Source organism: Pantoea sp. AS-PWVM4 (assembly GCF_000468095.1).
GTDB classification, from domain to species: domain Bacteria; phylum Pseudomonadota; class Gammaproteobacteria; order Enterobacterales; family Enterobacteriaceae; genus Pantoea; species Pantoea phytobeneficialis.
This window is the reverse complement of the sequence record NZ_ASZC01000021.1, coordinates 86,674-104,367: the sequence shown is the minus strand read 5'-3', so window position 1 is coordinate 104,367 and position 17,694 is coordinate 86,674. Positions and strand designations below refer to the sequence as shown.

At 53.7% G+C, this 17,694-nt stretch carries 16 protein-coding genes; 8 read left to right on the top strand and 8 right to left on the bottom strand.

Features of this window, described 5'->3' with window-relative positions; translation table 11 throughout:
• Positions 1-198 precede the first annotated feature (198 nt).
• Positions 199-753, top strand: a complete 555-nt coding sequence (locus tag L579_RS19030; protein WP_021185803.1) for a histidine phosphatase family protein — start codon at positions 199-201, stop codon at positions 751-753.
• Here L579_RS19030 and L579_RS19025 read toward each other — a convergent pair.
• On the bottom strand, positions 746-1,696 hold the full coding sequence (locus L579_RS19025; RefSeq protein WP_021185802.1) for a hypothetical protein: 951 nt from the start codon (positions 1,694-1,696) through the stop codon (positions 746-748). The genes L579_RS19030 and L579_RS19025 overlap by 8 nt on opposite strands.
• A 401-nt stretch (positions 1,697-2,097) precedes the next feature.
• Here L579_RS19025 and L579_RS19020 point away from each other — a divergent pair, with 401 nt between their 5' ends.
• Entirely contained in the window at positions 2,098-3,117 is a 1,020-nt protein-coding gene (locus L579_RS19020; RefSeq protein WP_021185801.1) for a glycosyltransferase family 32 protein, read from the top strand.
• On the opposite strand, the gene L579_RS19015 is transcribed toward L579_RS19020, so the two are convergent.
• Positions 3,091-4,014 (bottom strand): LysR family transcriptional regulator, encoded by a 924-nt coding sequence (locus tag L579_RS19015; RefSeq protein ID WP_021185800.1) that lies wholly within the window; start codon positions 4,012-4,014, stop codon positions 3,091-3,093. The two genes, L579_RS19020 and L579_RS19015, sit on opposite strands and share 27 nt — an antisense overlap.
• A gap of 120 nt (positions 4,015-4,134) precedes the next feature.
• On the opposite strand from L579_RS19015, the gene L579_RS19010 reads away from it, so the two are divergent.
• From L579_RS19010 to L579_RS24210, 4 genes are all read left to right on the top strand, one after another.
• Entirely contained in the window at positions 4,135-4,524 is a 390-nt protein-coding gene (locus L579_RS19010; RefSeq protein WP_021185799.1) for a tautomerase family protein, read from the top strand.
• A 215-nt stretch (positions 4,525-4,739) separates the two neighbouring features.
• The gene (gene opgB, locus L579_RS19005; RefSeq protein WP_021185798.1) at positions 4,740-7,037 is read left to right on the top strand and encodes a phosphatidylglycerol--membrane-oligosaccharide glycerophosphotransferase; all 2,298 of its coding nucleotides are present in this window, start codon (positions 4,740-4,742) and stop codon (positions 7,035-7,037) included.
• Between the two features lie 291 nt (positions 7,038-7,328).
• A complete protein-coding gene (locus L579_RS19000; RefSeq protein ID WP_021185797.1) occupies positions 7,329-8,930 on the top strand; it encodes an APC family permease in 1,602 nt (533 codons plus the stop codon).
• A gap of 173 nt (positions 8,931-9,103) precedes the next feature.
• Complete coding sequence (locus L579_RS24210; protein WP_235056628.1) at positions 9,104-9,328, top strand: hypothetical protein; 225 nt, start codon at positions 9,104-9,106, stop codon at positions 9,326-9,328.
• Between the two features lie 221 nt (positions 9,329-9,549).
• On the opposite strand, the gene L579_RS18990 is transcribed toward L579_RS24210, so the two are convergent.
• Positions 9,550-10,260: a GNAT family N-acetyltransferase gene (locus tag L579_RS18990; protein ID WP_021185794.1), complete on the bottom strand. Its 711-nt coding sequence runs from the start codon at positions 10,258-10,260 to the stop codon at positions 9,550-9,552.
• A 103-nt stretch (positions 10,261-10,363) separates the two neighbouring features.
• Here L579_RS18990 and L579_RS18985 point away from each other — a divergent pair, with 103 nt between their 5' ends.
• The gene (locus L579_RS18985; protein ID WP_021185793.1) at positions 10,364-11,812 is read left to right on the top strand and encodes a MocR-like pyridoxine biosynthesis transcription factor PdxR; all 1,449 of its coding nucleotides are present in this window, start codon (positions 10,364-10,366) and stop codon (positions 11,810-11,812) included.
• Here the strand turns inward: L579_RS18985 and L579_RS18980 are convergent.
• The 4 genes from L579_RS18980 to L579_RS18965 form a co-directional block, all read right to left on the bottom strand.
• Positions 11,809-12,255, bottom strand: coding sequence for an RcnB family protein (locus tag L579_RS18980; protein WP_036627485.1), 447 nt, complete (start codon positions 12,253-12,255; stop codon positions 11,809-11,811). The two genes, L579_RS18985 and L579_RS18980, sit on opposite strands and share 4 nt — an antisense overlap.
• A 166-nt stretch (positions 12,256-12,421) precedes the next feature.
• Complete coding sequence (locus L579_RS18975) at positions 12,422-13,603, bottom strand: serine hydrolase domain-containing protein (RefSeq protein WP_021185791.1); 1,182 nt, start codon at positions 13,601-13,603, stop codon at positions 12,422-12,424.
• 144 nt (positions 13,604-13,747) lie between these two features.
• Positions 13,748-14,530, bottom strand: coding sequence for a MetQ/NlpA family ABC transporter substrate-binding protein (locus L579_RS18970; RefSeq protein ID WP_021185790.1), 783 nt, complete (start codon positions 14,528-14,530; stop codon positions 13,748-13,750).
• Positions 14,531-14,544: 14 nt separating this feature from the next.
• Entirely contained in the window at positions 14,545-15,564 is a 1,020-nt protein-coding gene (locus tag L579_RS18965) for an isopenicillin N synthase family dioxygenase (protein WP_021185789.1), read from the bottom strand.
• 233 nt (positions 15,565-15,797) lie between these two features.
• On the opposite strand from L579_RS18965, the gene L579_RS18960 reads away from it, so the two are divergent.
• A complete protein-coding gene (locus L579_RS18960) occupies positions 15,798-16,472 on the top strand; it encodes a YecA/YgfB family protein (RefSeq protein WP_021185788.1) in 675 nt (224 codons plus the stop codon).
• Positions 16,473-16,518: 46 nt separating this feature from the next.
• On the opposite strand, the gene L579_RS18955 is transcribed toward L579_RS18960, so the two are convergent.
• A complete protein-coding gene (locus tag L579_RS18955) occupies positions 16,519-17,568 on the bottom strand; it encodes a DUF1176 domain-containing protein (protein WP_021185787.1) in 1,050 nt (349 codons plus the stop codon).
• Positions 17,569-17,694: the final 126 nt, after the last annotated feature.

Below are 17,694 nucleotides of genomic sequence, written 5' to 3'. Positions count from 1 at the left end.
CGCAAAAAAACGTCAAAAATGCACCAGACTGACGATTTCTGCTTATCATTAGCAAAGTGGCGATTGAACCTGCATCGCGCCACTTGTCGCATAATTCAGTTAAGTTTTGATGACAGATGGGAATTTGTCTGAAATCTTGCCACTCTCCCAGGTTGCCAACCGGCTGCATTACACTGGAGAAATTCATTGCGAGGCGTTATGACCATCATTCTTATGCGACATGGCAAACCCAACCATCCGGTGAGCGGGCGCTTTACGGCGCGAGCGCTGGCTGACTGGTGTGAAGGTTACGACCAGGCGGATATCTGTGATTCACCACCACCTCGCAGCATGGCGATCGCCAGCCAGGCCAGTGTCATCGCCTCCAGCCCGTTGCCGCGTGCCCGATCCTCACTGACACGTCTGGGGCTACAGCCACATGCAGTGGATGAAGTCTTCAGCGAAGTGGCAATGCCGCTCTTGCCCTATGCAAGACTACATTTGCCGCTCAATGTCTGGTTGGCGCTGCTGCGCCTGTTGTGGCTGTGTGGCTATTCCGGGCATGTGGAATCGGTGCAGCATGCGCGCCAGCGCGCCCAACAGGCTGCCGACAAACTGATTTTGCTATCAAACCGTGGCACCGTGCTGCTGGTTGGCCACGGCATTATGAACAAACTGATTGCACGCGAACTGCGCAAGCGCGGCTGGCAGGCAGAAAAACACGCCAGCAGCCGCCACTGGAGTAGCGCCATTTATCATCGCCCCTTTATTTGAGGGTGAAATAACTCAGCACCTCACAACCCGTCCCAACCTGCGGCGTGGCCACCACCCTTAACTGCGCCAAATCGATCACGCTCAACGACCCCTCGCCTTCATTGGCAATCAACAACGTGCGTTTGTCATCACTGAAACAGCCATCCATCGGTTTATCACCCACGGCGATATCACCCAGGGGATTGAGAAGATCGTCGAACAGCGTAATCACTGCCTCATGATCGCCAATCGCCACCAGCCGCTCACCGTCTGCGCTGAAACGGACGACCTGACAAGGTTGCTGATGACCCGCTAAACGTAACCGCTGGCGAATGCGATGACTCTGACGATCCACCACATAAAGTAAGGGGGCATCGGCCGCGCTGGCGACCAGATAAGGATGTTTTGGCGAGGCGGCGATACCGGCAATCGGTCCTGGCATCAGAATGGTGTCGATAACCCGCCCTTCAGCCTCACAAAGATCAACCACCGTAATGCTGGCATCTTCTTCGTTTTCAGTGAACAACTTGCGCCCACTGGGTGACAGTGCCAGCCGGTGGGCGTTATGTGACGGCAGGGGAATGGTTTTCTCCAGCCGATCGGTAAGCGGATCAATCACCGCCACGGTGGCGCTGTTTTCGCAGCAGAGATACACTTTACCGTCGCGCCCCAGTTGCCCGCTGTGTGGCGCCTGCAAGGGCGTAACATCGATAAAACCACTGATCACCCGCTGACGCAGATTAATCACCGCGATTTTGTGGCCCGGATGGGGATTATCGCCGTGGATGCCATCACCATAAATCGGGACATAGGCTTTCTCCCACTGCGGCAGCATCAACAACTCATGTGGCCGGGGTGGAAAGGCATTCAGTTCCTGTTGCACTGCAAAAGTGTCCGGGTTGAGAAACAGCACGCGATTGCCCTGTTTATCGACTGCCAGTAATCCGCGGTTATCAGGCTGCATAGCGTCTCCTTTTTTAACAACGTCCTTTAAGCGTAGCTAACGCGGATCAGCGTTGGGTAGGCCAGTGAAAAATCCAGTACGGTTAACCCATCATTTGACTCCTGTTTTTTAATCCTGCCCGCATCAAACCACAGCGAAATTCTATTTTATTAGGAATAGTCTTATCCGTGCTTAATTAAACAACCACCGATTACCAAATTTATTTAATGATAATTTTAACTTGAGTGGCTCATTCATTTTCCGGTTTATCTGAAAGATAAAGAAAATGATGGTCTCGCGCGCAGGAATGTTTTATTAAGCAAGGGTAGTCTTTTACACACAGCCGTGAGGAAACAAGAGCGCGCCCACGCGCCAGCATCAGGGAATCCCCAACCGCGATAATCACAATAATCAGGTGCACCATGACAAAAAAACGCCTCCAAACTGCCCGTATGCTGTGGCAAAACTGGCAGAAAATTGCTTTTACCGGCCAGATGTTACTGCAAAAAAAGCAGCAAAATAGCCTTGTCGCTCCGGAATACGATCCGAGCGAAGAGGATAACGTGGTGTTGATTTCTGCCGAAAAAGAGTTGGCAGATATCCCTAAAATAGTCTGGATGTATTGGGACGATGAATATTTACCGAAATCAATGGCGTTAAATATTCAAAAAATCCGCCAGGATAATCCCGATCATCAGGTGCATTTGTTAAATCGTCAGACGGTAAAAGAAGTCTTGCCCGATTTTATCTTCACTTCACCAGAATTAACGCTGAAACAAAAAAGTGATGCCATTCGGTTGGAATTATTATTACGCTACGGTGGTATCGCCATTGATTGCAGCACCCTGCTGTTTGAAGATCTCGCCTGGGTACATCGTGTGCATCAGGAACGTCCTATGGATGTGATTGGTTTTTATTGCGAAGTCTCAACCATGAATTACCTGTCGCCGGTGATGGAAAACTGGTTTCTCGCCGCCAGCCCCAATAATCCTTTTATCCGCGAATGGCAGAAGCAGTACGCGCCGATTAAACATCTTGGGGCGCAACGTTTCTTCAGTGAATTGAATAAGCGCGATGATTTTACCCTGCTGGCGCAAAAAATTGCCGAGCCGGAGCAGCAACTTTGCTCCCTGGCGCAACAGGCGGCGATGCGTGAATATCGCCGGGCGAATATCTATCTGCGCAAGGGCGAAGCGAATGCCTACTTTTATCAACGCCTGAGCGGCTGGAATAGTGCGGCGTTTGCTAAATCGGTGTTATTTCAGCAGCGCCCGCACACCCCGCCACCGGTGATTAAATTAAGCGGTAATGAACGTCAGCATCTCGACTTCAACTTGCGCCTTGGCAACTACAATCGCACCAGCCTGCTGGGACAAATGATGCAACCCCATGCACCGGTTGCGCTGGTGTCGCCCTCAGCCATCAACAAAGCGCGCGCGTAGCCAGTGAATAAAGGTGGTGACCGCCCGTGGCACCTGGGCCGCATAAGGGCGCACCACCCATAAACGATCGGCGAAGGCGTCCACCGACTGCCATTGCGGTAAAACCCGTTGTAACGTACCCGCCGCCAGCGCCGCGCTGGCGCTGAAATCTGGCAGCATAGCAATGCCCAGCCCCTGCAACGCCGCATCGCGAATCGATTCGCTATTGTTAGTGGCAAAATTCCCCTGGATTCTGACCAGCACCGTTTCGCTGGCGTCGTTAAGTTGACGGAAACGCCACTGTGGTGACTCCAGCCCGCGCGGATAGTACAGGCAATTATGCTGCTGCAATGCCTGTGGGGTTTGTGGTGTACCCTGCTCCGCCAGGTAAGCGGGGGACGCCACCAATAAGGTCTGGGTTTCACACAGCGGCAATGCGACATGCGTTTCCGGCAACTGCTGGCTGTGACGAATCGCCAAATCAAAACCCTCACTGCCGAGCGAGACTAAGCGGTCGGTCACATCCAGTTGGATACGCACCTGCGGATATTCACGCAAAAAATCGCCGATGATCGGCACCAATTGCTGCCGGGCAAAGGCTACGGGGGCGCTGACACGAACCATGCCGCGTACCGGGCCCGCTTCATCACGCACGCTGAAAAAACTCTGCTCAATACGCGCAAAGGGATCTCGCAGCTCATCCACCAGCTTTTCTCCGGCAGATGTCAGGCGTACGCTGCGGGTGGTGCGTTGCACCAGCGCGACGCCCGCCATTTCTTCCAGCTCTTTAATCTTTTGACTCATCGCCGCCTTACTGACGTCCAGCCGTTCAGCCGCACGGGTAAAGCTCCCCAACTCAGCCAGCACGGTCAGCCAGTGCAGGTGCACCCAAAGTGCATCGGTTTTAATCTCTTTCATGATGATTGTTCAAAATAATAAATAATCATTTCAGGCAGCGCGCTTTTTCTTTGCAACGGTACACGGCAGCATAGCACCACATCCTACTCTTTCCATGTGAGCAAAAACGAGGGTTTATTTATGCCGTTACTGCAATTTGACGTGATTCAGGGCCGTTCTGAATCAGAATTACGTACTCTGCTGGATGCGGCTCATCGCGCCGTTCTGACTGCTTTTAAAGTCCCACCCCGCGATCGTTATCAGATTGTTCACGAAAACAAAAGATATCAGATGGTTTTTCAGGATACCGGCCTCGGTTTTGAGCGCAGTGACAATCTGGTGATGGTACGGGTCTACACCAGCCCGAGAAGTGAAGAACAGAAAACGCTCTTCATGGCAGAGTTAGCACGCGAGTTACAGGAAAACTGTGGCGTGCAGGGCAATGACCTGATGATCAGTTTTATTACCAATAATAAAGGTGACTGGAGCTTTGCCGATGGCGAAGCGCAGTACCTGACCGGCAAACTCTGATCCTCTTCTCTTCCCCCTTATCTGGCAGCGATGTTTGATTGCTGCCAGTGCAAACCATAGCCTGCCTAAACCCGCTTTAAACAAAGTCAAATCAGCCGCACAAATCTGACTGGTCGTGTTGCAGACATGTGACAGCCAATATAGATTGACGCAAAAACCCCCAAAGAGGGTGGTTACGCACGGATTGCGTATTCAATCAGCCTGAGGATCCGACCTTGTCCGAAGTATTATCGGTTGTACTTTTTTTAGCTGCGATTGCAGTCTATTCCCACAAAGCCGGGCGTAATAAGTTCTGGTTTGGTGTGATTTTGCTTCTTCTTACCCTGTTCATCGTGCTCAACATCACGCTGTTTGCCAGCAACTATTTTACTGGCGACGGGATTAATGACGCGGTGCTCTATACCCTGACTAACAGCCTGACCGGTGCGGGTGTCAGCAAATACGTGGTGCCGGCGATCGGTATCATCATTGCCTTATTTCTTCTGTTCTGTCTGCTCACATGGCTGCTACGTCGCCGCAAACAGAAACACCATCTTGGCTGGAGCCTGCTGGCTATCGCCTGTGCTGCGGGTTCAGTGCAAACCACCCCGGCGTTTCGTCAGGTGAAAGATTTAATTGCTTCCCATAATCGACTGGCGGATTCCGATTTCGAGACTTACTACAAGACGCCAAAATCGGTGATTAGCGAGCCAAAGCTCAACCTGGTCTATATCTATGGCGAAAGTCTGGAGCGAACCTACTTTAACGAAAAAACGTTCCCCGGCCTGGCGCCCGAGCTGAGTCGTGAAAAAGATCAAAGCCTGGATTTCAGCAACACCGAACAACTGCCCGGCACGGATTACACCATCGCCGGTATGGTCGGCTCACAATGTGGGATTCCGCTGTTTGCTCCGTTCCAGGACAATGCGTCGGCCGCACTGTCCAGCTTCTTCCCACAAAATATCTGTCTCGGCGATATCCTGAAGAATTCCGGCTACGAGAACTGGTTTATTCAGGGTGCCGACCTGCGCTTTGCCGGTAAAGATACCTTCCTGAAATCGCATGGTTTTGACCCGGCACATATGTACGGTGCGCAGGAACTGAAAGATCGCGTGGCTGACCCTGACTATCGCAACAACTGGGGTTATTACGATGATACCGTGATGGATGAAGTGTTTAAGAAGTATGAGGAACTGTCGCGGCAGCAGAAACGCTTTGCGCTCTTTACCCTCACCGTCGATACCCACCACCCGGACGGCTTTATTTCCCGAACCTGCCAACATAAAAGCTATAGCTATGATGGCAAACCAAATCAGTCATTCAGTGCGGTGGCCTGCTCCCAGGAACATGTGGCGCGACTGATTGAACGTATTAAAGCCTCGCCGTGGTTTAAAAACACCATCATTGTGGTGACGTCCGATCACCTGGCGATGAATAACACCGCGCATCAATATCTGATCCAGCAACCACGCCATGACCTGTTTATGGTGATCCGTGGCGATCAGCCTGAAGCGAAGGTGCTGGATGGCAAGCGCAGCACGCTGGATAACGGTGCCACCGTGTTGGATATTCTCGGTGGCGATAAAGCCATTGGCCTTGGCCGCAGCGGGCTCAGTTCCCCTTCGCTTTCCGCGCAGTTTGATAACATGACGCAGAAGGTGTTGACATGGAAACCGGATATCATCCAGCTGTGGAATTTCCCCAGCAAGCTCGATGCCTTCACCATCGACCAGCAGAAGAACACTTTCAGTTTCTCAGGTACCACCTTCAAGCTGCCGATTCTGTTCCGCGTGGGCGACAAACGCGTGGAACCGCTGCCGGAAGGTGAGTATTCCGCGCCGCTGCGATATCAACTGGCAGACTTTACCGCTGCGGAGAAGTTCGTCTGGGTGGATCGCTGCTTTAAGATGGCGCGCCTGTGGCAGCCTGATCTGGCACTTTCCAGCGACCTCTGTCTCTCAATGGGGCAGATGGGCGGTCAGCCAACGGTTACGCGTATTGATAAACCGGTGTGGAAGGGAAAAGCGATCTTCCCGCTAACCACCCTCAGCGATGCGCAATATCAGCACAATGAGCAGCAGATCCGTATTGAAGACAACGCCATTCGCTATAGCGCTGACAGCTTTATGCTCAACGTGCCCGGCGCACCGCAAAGCGTGAAAAGCTTTACCGGTATTTCACGCCCGGAGCTGTGGGGACGCTGGTCCAACGCCAATCTGGCACCGGAAGTGAACATCGAATATGTCGATCCGCTGCCGGGAAGTTTTGATGTGGTGATCACCGCCCGTGCATTTGGCCCCAATGCGCATCGGCCAATTCCGGTTCGCGTTGGCGATCAGCAGCAGGAATTAACCTTGGGTGACGATGTATCGACCACCACGCTGCATTTCACCAATCCTGGCGGCAGCCATAATTTAATTATTGCCCCGCCGGAACCTCAGCTCTCCAATGTGGGAAATATCATCGGCCAGGACCCTCGTAAATTAGGTATTGGCATGGTGGATATTAAAATTATTCCACAACCGCAGGGTTAACGGGAATTATGTCATTCCTGTTGCAGGGATGACATAATGTTTCAACTACATGCATAATGTATATTTCGGATCATCGCGGTGCGTCCTGCACCGCGAATCCATAGGTTCAGGTAGTTCCCGAATATATTGAATCCCTATTTCCATGTCAGGCATTTACCTAAACCGCCCATTCTCCAGGTGATGCCAGAATATTTATTTCATCGCTAAACCTTCACATCCGTAAAATATTACTGGCACGCAATATGCTTTATTCCCCTCTCACAACATCTAATAATCAGACAGGGGCATGTTATGGCGTCAAGTGGGCTAAAACAGAAATTAGGGCTGGTCGATCTGTCGTTACTTGGCATTGGATCGATGATTGGGTCGGGCTGGTTATATGCCGCACTCAATAGTTCCGGCTATGCGGGCAGCCATACTGGCTGGGCGTGGGTATTAGGGGCAGTGATCGTGCTGCTGATTGGCCTGGTGTATGCCGAGCTTTCATCGGCGCTGCCGCGCGCGGGCGGCTTTGTGCGCTATCCCAACTATTCACACGGCAATATCGTCGGTTTTGTTATTGGCGTGAGTTCACTGCTCGCCTACACCAGCACGGCCGGGGTGGAGGTTGAAGCCGTGCGTCAGTACGCCATTTATTGGTGGCCAGCGCTGGGACATGCTGATGGCAGCCCGACCGGACTGGGTTTTGCCGTGCAGATTGGGCTGCTGGTGGTGTTTTTCCTGCTTAACTACTGGAGCGTCAGTTTCTTTGGCCGCGTTAACACCATTGTCACCACCTTCAAATTTATCGTGCCGCTGCTGACCATTGTCACCCTGCTGCTCTACTTCCATGCGCCAAATCTTGAGGTGCCACCGGCACCTCCGGGTGGTGCTCATGGCGTGTTCAGTTCACTGACCGGCGCAGGGATCGTGTTTGCCTACCTCGGTTTTCGTCAGGCGGTGGATTTTGCCAGCGAAGCCAAAAACCCACAGCGCAACGTGCCGCTGGCGATTGGTATCGCTATCGCCGTCAGTTTCGTTATTTATCTGGCACTGCAATACGCCTTTATGGGTGCAGTGCCGACAGATTTACTGTCGCAACACGGCTGGGCTGGTCTGAAGCAGGTATTCCAGTCTCCCTATGCTGACCTGGCACGCAGCCTTGGTCTTACCTGGTTAATTAACCTGATCTTGATCGACGCCGTCATTTCACCGGCCGGGACCGGTAACATCTATCTGGCTGGGGCCGCACGCGTACTTTTCGCGTGGGCGCGCAACGGCCATCTGTTCAAGGTGTTTGGTGAAGTGGATGCGAAATCTGGTGTGCCTCGTGGCGCGTTGTGGCTGTCACTGCTACTGGCGATCGTCTGGACGCTGCCATCAGAGTTTCAGGTATGGGGTGGCTTGATTGGTGCAGTGACCTCCGCAACGGTGTTTACCTATATGCCCGGTCCAATTACCCTGGGCGCGTTCCGTAACCACTTGCCAGATATGCAGCGCCCGTTCCGTTTACCGATTGCCGCGATCCTCAGTCCTCTGGCCTTTGTTGCCAGTACTCTGCTGATCTACTGGAGTGGCTGGTCAGTGAATGAGATCCTCATCCCGATCCTGATCGTCGCCTGGATTGGCTATGCCATTTTTGGCAAGAAAAACAGCCAGTTCCGTCAGGATTTGCAGTGCGCATGGTGGCTACTGGCCTACTACATCGCCGTAATGGTGATTTCCATGCTCGGCACCTATGGCGGCAGCGGTGTGATTGGTGCGCCACTGGATATGATCCTCGCCATCGTTGCTTCACTGGTCTGCTACTTTTGGGGAGTAAAAGCCAGCCTGTCCGTGCCCGCCATCACCGATGAAGAGGATGAAACCCCAACTTCCGGCAAAAAAATTAGCGGTAAATACGCACATAATTAATCCCCCACCCGCCTGTGCCACGGCACAGGCGGCCTGCCCCTGAAAATCTCGTTACTCGTTGTCCTAATTGATTTTTTTCGAGATAGCGCGCAAAATACATACTGTCACATGGCGCAACTATCACATCCCAGATAGGTTTCTCCCCAGGAGAAAACCATTCAGGGAGAACAGGGATGATACTGACGATGATGAATACCCATAAAGCGTTCAAATCGTTGCAGCAGGCAGGTGTGGACGAACGCCAGGCAGAAGTGCTGGTCGAGATCTTCGCCGAAATGCAGCAGGAACATTCACTGACTAAAGCCGATTTATCCCAGGCGATGGAAGGGGTGGTAAAAGGACAACAAGCGCTCCAGACACGCGTTGACCGCCTTGAAGATCGGGTCGACCAGTTTTAGAAGAACGTCAATCAGCGCTTTGAACACGTTGATCAACGTTTCGACCAGGTTAATAAGCGCTTCGAAAAACTTGAAGCGCGTTTTGATCACACGGATTCCCGTATCAGTGGCATGAATCTCGACATTGTTGGGATGAAGAAAGAGCTGCAATGGCTGAAGCGGGTCATGATGGCAGCAACCTGTGCCATCGTGCTTGCCGCCAGCAAATATATCTTTCTCACTTAACCCTGACGCAGCGCTTCCAGTCGGTTGCGCTGCCTTCCCCCGGCGTCGAAGTTATCCGCTGACAACCAGCGTTCAAAGCCCAGTTTCACCTGCGGCCATTCGCTATCAATAATCGAAAACCAGCAGGTATCACGGCTGCGGCCTTTATAGACAATGGCCTGACGGAAAATCCCTTCCAACTGGAACCCCAGCCGCAGTGCCGCATTACGTGATGGCTGATTGCAGCTGTCACATTTCCACTCGTAGCGGCGGTAGCCAAATTGTTCGAAGGCATAGCGCATCAGGAGATAATGGGCCTCGGTTGCCATACGCGTTTGCTTTAAAAGCGGAGAAAACGCCACATGCCCAATCTCCATCACGCCATGCGTAGGTTCGATGCGCATCAACGCCAGCGTTCCGACAGCACGCCGACTTTCTTTATCAATCACCGCGAAATGCATGGGGTCTTGCCCATTCTCAATCTGACGCGCATACGCCAGATAGGCCGCTTCATCCTTGAAGGGTTGCGCAAACATATAGGTCCAGTCCCGGCCATCTTCCGCCAGCGCATAGGCAGCATAGAGTTCGCGACCATGACGTTCGGCACTGAGCGGTTCGAGGAAGCAATAGTCGCCGGTAAAGGGGATAAATTCCGGTCGTGGACGCGGTTGCCAGTCAGGTAATGCAAACCCCACGGGTTGCCCCCAGGCATTGGTGTTCTGAGACATCGTGTTTCCCTGTCGTTGGATTGGGTAGAGGTAATTTGCCACTTTGCTGGCCCTGTAAAAAGCGCCACAATCATGCTTATTGTTAGATCCACGCGAGCACGGCATGAACGACTTCGACCTCAGCACCCTGCTAACGGCACCGCTGGCAAGCCATCACCCTTTGACGCTACAGCAGCAGCTGTTCCAGCGTATCCGGCAGGCGATTCTGGCTGGCAAACTCCCCGCAGGCACCCGACTGCCCGCCACGCGCCAGTTGGCACTTGAACTTCAGGTTTCACGTAATACGGTGATCGCCGTCTGGACACAGCTACAGGCTGAAGGTTTTCTGGTGAGCGATCGCCAGGGTAGCCGCGTCACGCCGGTTGCACAGCTCCCCGCCCCTGCTGCTATGGCAGGACATGACAGCGAGCCACGGCTGGCAACTCGCGTGGCCCAGTTAAATTCATCACACCGTCCGTTCAGTCAGGAAATGGCGCTGAGGCCAGGCGTGCCGGCGCTGTCGCATTTTCCACTCGCCCAGTGGCGACGCGTATTTAATCGCGTGATGCAACATCAGCCTCACCAGTTGCTGGGCTATGGCGATCCGCTTGGGGAAAGTGCATTACGTGAAGCGTTGGCCCAACATCTTGCTCTGGCACGCGGAGTACGCTGCACCCCGGAGCAAATTGTCATCACCGAAGGCGCACAACAGGCGCTGTCATTATGTGTGTTGCTCCTCAGCAATCCGGGTGACATCGGTTGGGTGGAAGAACCGGGCTATCGCGGGGCGAAAGCCGCGATGCGCACGGGAGATCTGCACATCGAGCCTGTCGCTGTAGACACTCACGGGCTGGCACCGCAGCCGCAAGACTGGCAACAACGTCCACCAAGGTTGATTTACACCACACCGACCCATCAGTATCCCACTGGCGTGGTGATGAGTGCGCCACGCCGTCTGGCGTTACTGGCGGCGGCGCGGGAGCATCAGGCGTGGATTATTGAAGATGACTACGACAGTGATTTTCGTTACAGCGGCGAACCCATCGCGGCAATGCAGGGGATGGCGCAGCACGCCCCGGTGATTTACGTGGGTTCATTCAGCAAAACCCTGTTTCCTGCATTGCGTCTGGGTTTTATGGTGTTGCCGCCCCAGTTGTTACCGCGTCTGCGCCCGGCGCTGCATGAAGTGCTGCGTGGCGGTAATCGCCTGGAGCAGCAGGCGCTGGCGGCTTTTCTCCGCAATGGCGATTTCAGTCGTCATCTGAGCAAAATGCGTCGCCTGTACCGACAACGTCAGACCGCATTGCGCAACGCACTCATCCAACAATTGGGTGAAAAGGTTTCATTGCTCGGTGGGGAATGTGGCATGCATTTGGTATTACAGCTCCCACCCGCAATACAGGATATCGCGTTGGCAGACCAACTGATTCAGTCAGGTTGCGCGCCCGGCGCACTGTCAGGGTTTTATCTGGGAGAGCACAAACAGCAAGGACTGGTGCTGGGATACGGTAATACCAGCACCAGTCAAATCAGCAATGCGGTGGCGCAGTTGGCGCGCCTGATTAATCGCTAGCCTTTAAAGAAGATGTCACCGGATTTCGCCATCACGATTTTACCGGTGTCATTGGTGATCAGGATGTAGTTAGCGTTGATATATGCCCAATGGGTATCTTCCTGCGGTGCTGGCAGGTGACGCGGCTGCCATTCGCTAATGATGTAGGATTTACCGCGATACTCATCCGGCACCACATCGCCGACTTTATATTCTTTGTAATCAATCACGATAGTGGTGAGATCGTAGTTGTTCGGTGCGACAGGCTGTGCGGCGTTATCCTGCGGTTGCGCCGGGGTTGCCACTACCGGTGCCTGGGCCTGTGCGTCTGGCGCGGTTTGCTCAACCTGCGGCGGCGGTGGCACGTTATCAGTTTGCTCGCCTTCGGCCAGCGCGGCGGGCGTCAGGGTTAACGAGCCCAGAAAAAGTCCTGCAGAAAGAAGTACGGCGTGAGTCCTGCGCATGGTGATGTCCACTCTGGTTAATTATTCAATGTTCAATTTACTGACAATTGCGGCACGCAGAAGGTTCCCCGGTGCGCTTTGCACCGCGTCCTGCGCGTCAAATTTCGCCGGACAGCATACAACAGCCGCCACGCAATTCTGCAAGGCTTAATTGCAAGCAACCGTGTTACTGCCGCACCAAATCCCTCAATAACGCAATGCCAAGGTAATTACTCCAGTTAAACGCGTTTTGCAGCACCACGATGGCATTGCCGTTGGCCTGATCAAACCCGATAAAGCTGGAGTAACCGCCAATATAGCCTACCTGCCAGGTAATGCGCTGATCGCCGTAGCTGTCGGTAACCCAGGCAATATTTTGTGACTGATTACCGTGCTGCTGATAGCCCTGCCCGACCTGGGCAAAAGCCTGATTAATGGCCTCATCAGGCGTGGCGCTGAGATGCGCACCGAGATAGCGGATGAGATCCCGCGCGTTGCTGTACAGGCTCGCCGCAGCCACCATGTTGTGACGAAATTGCCAGTCTGGCGTCAGCTGACCTCGCGGAATCAACTTTGGCTGATCGCCAGCATGGCCCAGCGCACGGTAAGGGAAATTGTGTAGATGAGAGGCAGCAAAGCTGGTGCTGGTCATGCCCAGTGGAATAAATACATTATGTTGGGCCAGGACTTCGATGCTCTGATGAAAGTGATATTGCAGGATATAGCCAAGCAGGGCGTAACCCAGGTTGGAATATTGTGCCTGTGGATTGCCTGGTGCACGGAAATCCGCCAGATAGTTCAGCACCTCATCGCTATCTAAATTGCCGTAAAAATTCTCGCCGCTGGAGAGGTAGCGCATGAATTTGATAAACATCGACAAATCCATGTCCTGACGTGGCAGGCCCGAGGTGTGCGTCACCAGTTGTAGCAAGGTTATGCGCCTGGCATCAGCGCTGAGTGGCACAGCCGTGGGCAGCAACGTCGCCAGGGTATCCGTCCAGTGCAGCTCGCCACGATTGACTAACTGGATAATCACCTCTGCGGTGATCCCTTTGCTCAGCGATCCCAGGGCAAACAAGGTATCCGGTGTGATGGGATAACGATGCACAGCATCAGTGACGCCATAGCTGTAAAACTGGGGTTCACCACGCTGATGAATAATGGCGATGCTGATGCCGGAGACCTGCTTTTGCTGCATGTAATGCCGCACCATGTCATCGACATTATCCTCGAATGACGCATGCGAAAGGTAAATATTGTCACTGACCGGGGCCGATGTCTGCGAGAGCGTGCCACAGCTACTGAGCAAAAAAACCGCCGTTGCCACCGTTAACAGACGCAAGCAACAGGTGACGATGCCATGTTGCATCACAAAACCCCGGATGTCAGAAAGGAACCACAGTTGATTTAAGTTAAATCAATAAATTAGAACAAAACAGACCGTGAAATATCCGGCGAAATATAACACAGATGGAGGGGAACACCACCCGCCAGATACGGGTGGTGGCAGGAATTATTGGTGCACCGGGATCACCGAACCTTTGTACTGCTGGTTAATAAATTCAGCAGTTTGCTTTGACTCAAGATCTTTCGCCAATTCCAGAATACGTGGGTCGTGTGCCAGCTTCGGTGTTGTAACCAACACATTGGCATACGGGTTGTCTTTCGCCTGCTCCAGTCCCAGCGCATCCTTTGACGGTACCAGACCTGCCTGCAACGCATAGTTACCGTTAATAATCGCCAGCGTGGCATCATCCAGCGCGCGAGGCAGTTGCGGTGCTTCGATTTCAATAATTTTCAACTGATGCGGGTTATCGCTGATATCTGCGGTGGTGACCAACGAACCGGCACTGCCACTTTTTAGTTTGATTAACCCGTTAGCCTGCAACAGATACAACGCACGACTCAAATTGGTCACGTTGTTGGGTACCGCTACCTGCGCCCCCTGAGGCACATCTTTCAAGGATTTGATTTTGTGCGAATAAATCCCCAATGGCTCGATATGGACCGTTGCCACCACGGCGAACTTCTCGCCCAGCGCCTTTTCCTGGTCACGCAGGTACGGCACATGTTGGAAATAGTTAGCATCAACATCCCCCCGCGCCAGCAGCTCGTTGGCATTCAGGTTGCCGTTCAGTTCAATCACCTGCAAATCGAGCTTTTTATCGGTTTGCTTGATTTGATTGAGAATTTCGCTGTGCGGTACCGGATCGGCAGCCACACGCAGTGCGGCCGCGGAAGCATAACTGCTCGCCAGAGAAAATAAAGCCAGTGCTGCTATCACTTTTTTGTCCATGAGTTTCCCTTTTCTTATGATTTAACGGTATTGAGTGCATCGGTGTAGTAACGCAGAGCCACGTCACGATGGGATCGCAAACGTCCTTTCAGGTAATTCCAGCCAACGTCACGAATCAGTGGATTTGCCGGATCGCTGGTTGGCCCCGTCGCCTCGGCCGCCAGCGATGCCGGCAATTGATAGAGCGGCACCTGTGCGTCCAGTTGCGCGCCAAGAAAAAAGGCGATGGAAATGCGTTCTTTACGTGCCGGAGGCGAAACCACACGATGCACGGTGGCACGCAAATAGCCATTGGTCGCCAGCTCCAACAGTTCGCCAATATTCACCACGAAAGCGCCAGGTTTCGGTAACGCATCAACCCAATTGCCCGGCGTGACCTCTACCTGCAATCCCCGCTGTTCGTCCTGCAACAAAAAGGTGAGAAAGCCGGAATCCTTATGCGCCCCGACACCCTGCTGGCTCTCATGTGCCGCCTGCCCAGGGTAGCGAATCAGCTTCACATGTTCGTTTGGATGGGTGCCGTAGAGGGCATCAAAGGCATTAGCAGGCAGAGACAGCGAGCGGGCAAATGCACGCAGCAGGCGCAGTGCCACACCGGTCATCTCCTGCTGCCATGCATGGATCACCGGACGCAACTGCGGCAATGCGTCCGGCCACAGATTGGGTCCCTGCAATCGCTTCCATGCCGGATCGCCAGGTTGTAGCGTTAACGCGACACGCTCGGCACCGATATCAAACTGTTCACGCTGGTCACGTTGCTCACGGGTATATTCCACCCCGGCACGGTTGTAACCGCGAAAATGGGGTGAATGGATCATCGACACGCGTTGTTTTTCCGCCTCTGGCAGGGCGAAGAAAGCGCGGGTGATGCTCTGCACATTTTGCAGCAGCTGCGCATTGACGCCGTGATTCACCAGGTAAAAGAAACCGACATCGCGTGCCGTTTCGCGTAACTCAGTGAGATGTTCTGCCTGCGCAGCGCCGGGTAACTCCAGCAGCCCTAAGTCCAGTACCGGCAAAGTGCCAACACTCATGATATTTGCGTCCTTAATGCAGCAAGTTCAGTGTTTACGCTGACATTGGTCGCGAATCAGAGCCAATAATGTTGCGAAATATGTTATGGGAAATGATTTTTAGGAAAGGTTCAGCAATGGATAGCTGAAAAGTGGCAATTGATGGCTGAATCCCTCCGCTTCCCGCTATAATCGCGCGTTATCGACGTCGGGCAATGAGCCCGTCAATGAGCACCGATCGCAGGAGATACCGTATGAACCACGGCCCGTTAACCGAAAAAGAGCTGAACTGGCTTGAAGAGATGCTGGAGAAATACGGCACTGAGCACTCCGTGGTGGATGTTGCTGAACTGGATGGCATGCTGACTGCGTTGCTTTCCGGCCCCAATGATATTGAACCAAGCGAGTGGCTGGTGGCGATGTGGGGCGGCCAGAAATACATCCCGAAGTGGTCGAGCGAACGTGAAATGGATCGCTTTATGACCCTGACCTTCCAGCATATGAACGATATCGCCGAGCGCCTGAGCGAGTTCCCGGACCAGTTTGATCCGCTGTTCGGCACTCGTGAGATGGAAGGTCAGGAGTTTACCGTGGTGGAAGAGTGGTGCTTTGGCTATATGCGCGGCGTGGCACAGGATGACTGGTCAGCCCTGCCGGAAGCCCAGCAACCGGCACTCGACGCCATTGCCTTACACGGCAGCGAAGAAAATTTTGCCCAACTGGACGGCTTCACCCCGGAACAGTTTGAAGCCAGTATCGCAGCGATTCGCCCGGCGGCCTTGCAGCTACATGATTACTGGCAGGAGCAGCGCCTGTCACAGCCTGAGCCAGCCCCCCAGGTGCCCTATTTTGCCGGTGAGAAGATTGGACGTAACGATCCCTGTCCGTGCGGCAGCGGCAAAAAATATAAGCAGTGCTGCATGAAATAATACCTGGCGTAGCGGCGCGATTTATCGCGTATCAGGCAAAACCATCTCATCGCGCTGGCTTCACATTGGTCACCAGCGTGGGCAATTGCCAGGGGCCACCCGCCCGGATAGCACGACACATGCCCGTGGTGGCCTCGCTGGTTTGCTGGAAGTCTTTGCCATCCCACACCCAGGCGGCAGTACTCCAGCAATCACCGATGCCCCGCCCCTTCTGCGCCAGCGAAATCACGCCGTCGTGGTAGTCAGAGGCGGAATCGGTAATCAGTTCGGGTTTTTGCTGCAATCGCTTGTCCATCAACCAAAAGCCATAGCCTTCGTTGTAGGCGCCGCGCCAGCACAGTGCGGAGATCAGCACATGCGTTTTATCGACTGGCGTCAGGGTGATTGGCTCAGCCCCCTCTTCTGGCTGGTCATCGGACGGTTGCAAATTATCGCAGCTGTCATCATCGGTAAGCGACTCAATCAATTGCGGTTTAACCGATGACAACTCCTGGGCAGTGAGCGCGCGCGGCTGGGCTTGCATCACTTTAACCTGCAGAATGACTGGCGCAGCAACCGCCACCAACACGCTACTTTCCGGCTTATCGCCTTTTCTGACCAGCGCCCCTGGCGTGCCGGGACGCCCCTGCGCATCATCCATTTTTAGCAAGGTCGCAAAGGCGCCATTATCCGACAGTTCAAACGGTTCTTCACCACCACGAAACTCGACCGTGCCGTTGCCTTTCACTGCGCGGATCACCGCCTGTGTCTGGGCCTCCGTTAAGCGCCATTCGTCGTTATCGGCTTTCTGCAACTCACCCAGTGAGTTGTCATCGATCCATAACGACAGCATCGCCACGGGTTTCGGCTCATCCTCCATTGCATCTGCCAGCACTACCTCGCCACTTACCGGGGTATTTGCCCCGGCCTGGCGTGTCAGCAGTACCGAACCACCCGCGCCCTCTTCGGTGCTGTAGCCTGCCGCCCGACAGGTCAGCGTGTTATCACACGCCAGCTCCCAGTCTTTATGGCTGAAGGAAATACCGCTGTCATCAGCCCACAGCGGCGCGGCCATGCTGGCAAACAGCGCGATCGCCAGCAGGTTTCGGGATGTCATACCATCTCTCCATAATGATAAAGGTGGATAGTGTGCGCAGTTTTTCAGGCCGGGAGAAGTGAATTTTTAGCGATATAAGATGGGTCCAATCATAGCCATGAGAACGTCTTCGAATTTCCGACTAAA

Coding starts and splice junctions, on each gene's coding strand:
- L579_RS18965 (WP_021185789.1), bottom strand. CDS start 15,564: ATGAGTGTTGGCACTTTGCCGGTACTGGACTTAGGGCTGCTGGAGTTA.
- L579_RS19015 (WP_021185800.1), bottom strand. CDS start 4,014: ATGAAAGAGATTAAAACCGATGCACTTTGGGTGCACCTGCACTGGCTG.
- L579_RS18990 (WP_021185794.1), bottom strand. CDS start 10,260: ATGTCTCAGAACACCAATGCCTGGGGGCAACCCGTGGGGTTTGCATTA.
- L579_RS19010 (WP_021185799.1), top strand. CDS start 4,135: ATGCCGTTACTGCAATTTGACGTGATTCAGGGCCGTTCTGAATCAGAA.
- L579_RS19020 (WP_021185801.1), top strand. CDS start 2,098: ATGACAAAAAAACGCCTCCAAACTGCCCGTATGCTGTGGCAAAACTGG.
- L579_RS18955 (WP_021185787.1), bottom strand. CDS start 17,568: ATGACATCCCGAAACCTGCTGGCGATCGCGCTGTTTGCCAGCATGGCC.
- L579_RS18975 (WP_021185791.1), bottom strand. CDS start 13,603: ATGCAACATGGCATCGTCACCTGTTGCTTGCGTCTGTTAACGGTGGCA.
- L579_RS18980 (WP_036627485.1), bottom strand. CDS start 12,255: ATGCGCAGGACTCACGCCGTACTTCTTTCTGCAGGACTTTTTCTGGGC.
- L579_RS19000 (WP_021185797.1), top strand. CDS start 7,329: ATGGCGTCAAGTGGGCTAAAACAGAAATTAGGGCTGGTCGATCTGTCG.
- L579_RS18985 (WP_021185793.1), top strand. CDS start 10,364: ATGAACGACTTCGACCTCAGCACCCTGCTAACGGCACCGCTGGCAAGC.
- L579_RS24210 (WP_235056628.1), top strand. CDS start 9,104: ATGATACTGACGATGATGAATACCCATAAAGCGTTCAAATCGTTGCAG.
- L579_RS19030 (WP_021185803.1), top strand. CDS start 199: ATGACCATCATTCTTATGCGACATGGCAAACCCAACCATCCGGTGAGC.
- L579_RS18960 (WP_021185788.1), top strand. CDS start 15,798: ATGAACCACGGCCCGTTAACCGAAAAAGAGCTGAACTGGCTTGAAGAG.
- L579_RS19025 (WP_021185802.1), bottom strand. CDS start 1,696: ATGCAGCCTGATAACCGCGGATTACTGGCAGTCGATAAACAGGGCAAT.
- L579_RS18970 (WP_021185790.1), bottom strand. CDS start 14,530: ATGGACAAAAAAGTGATAGCAGCACTGGCTTTATTTTCTCTGGCGAGC.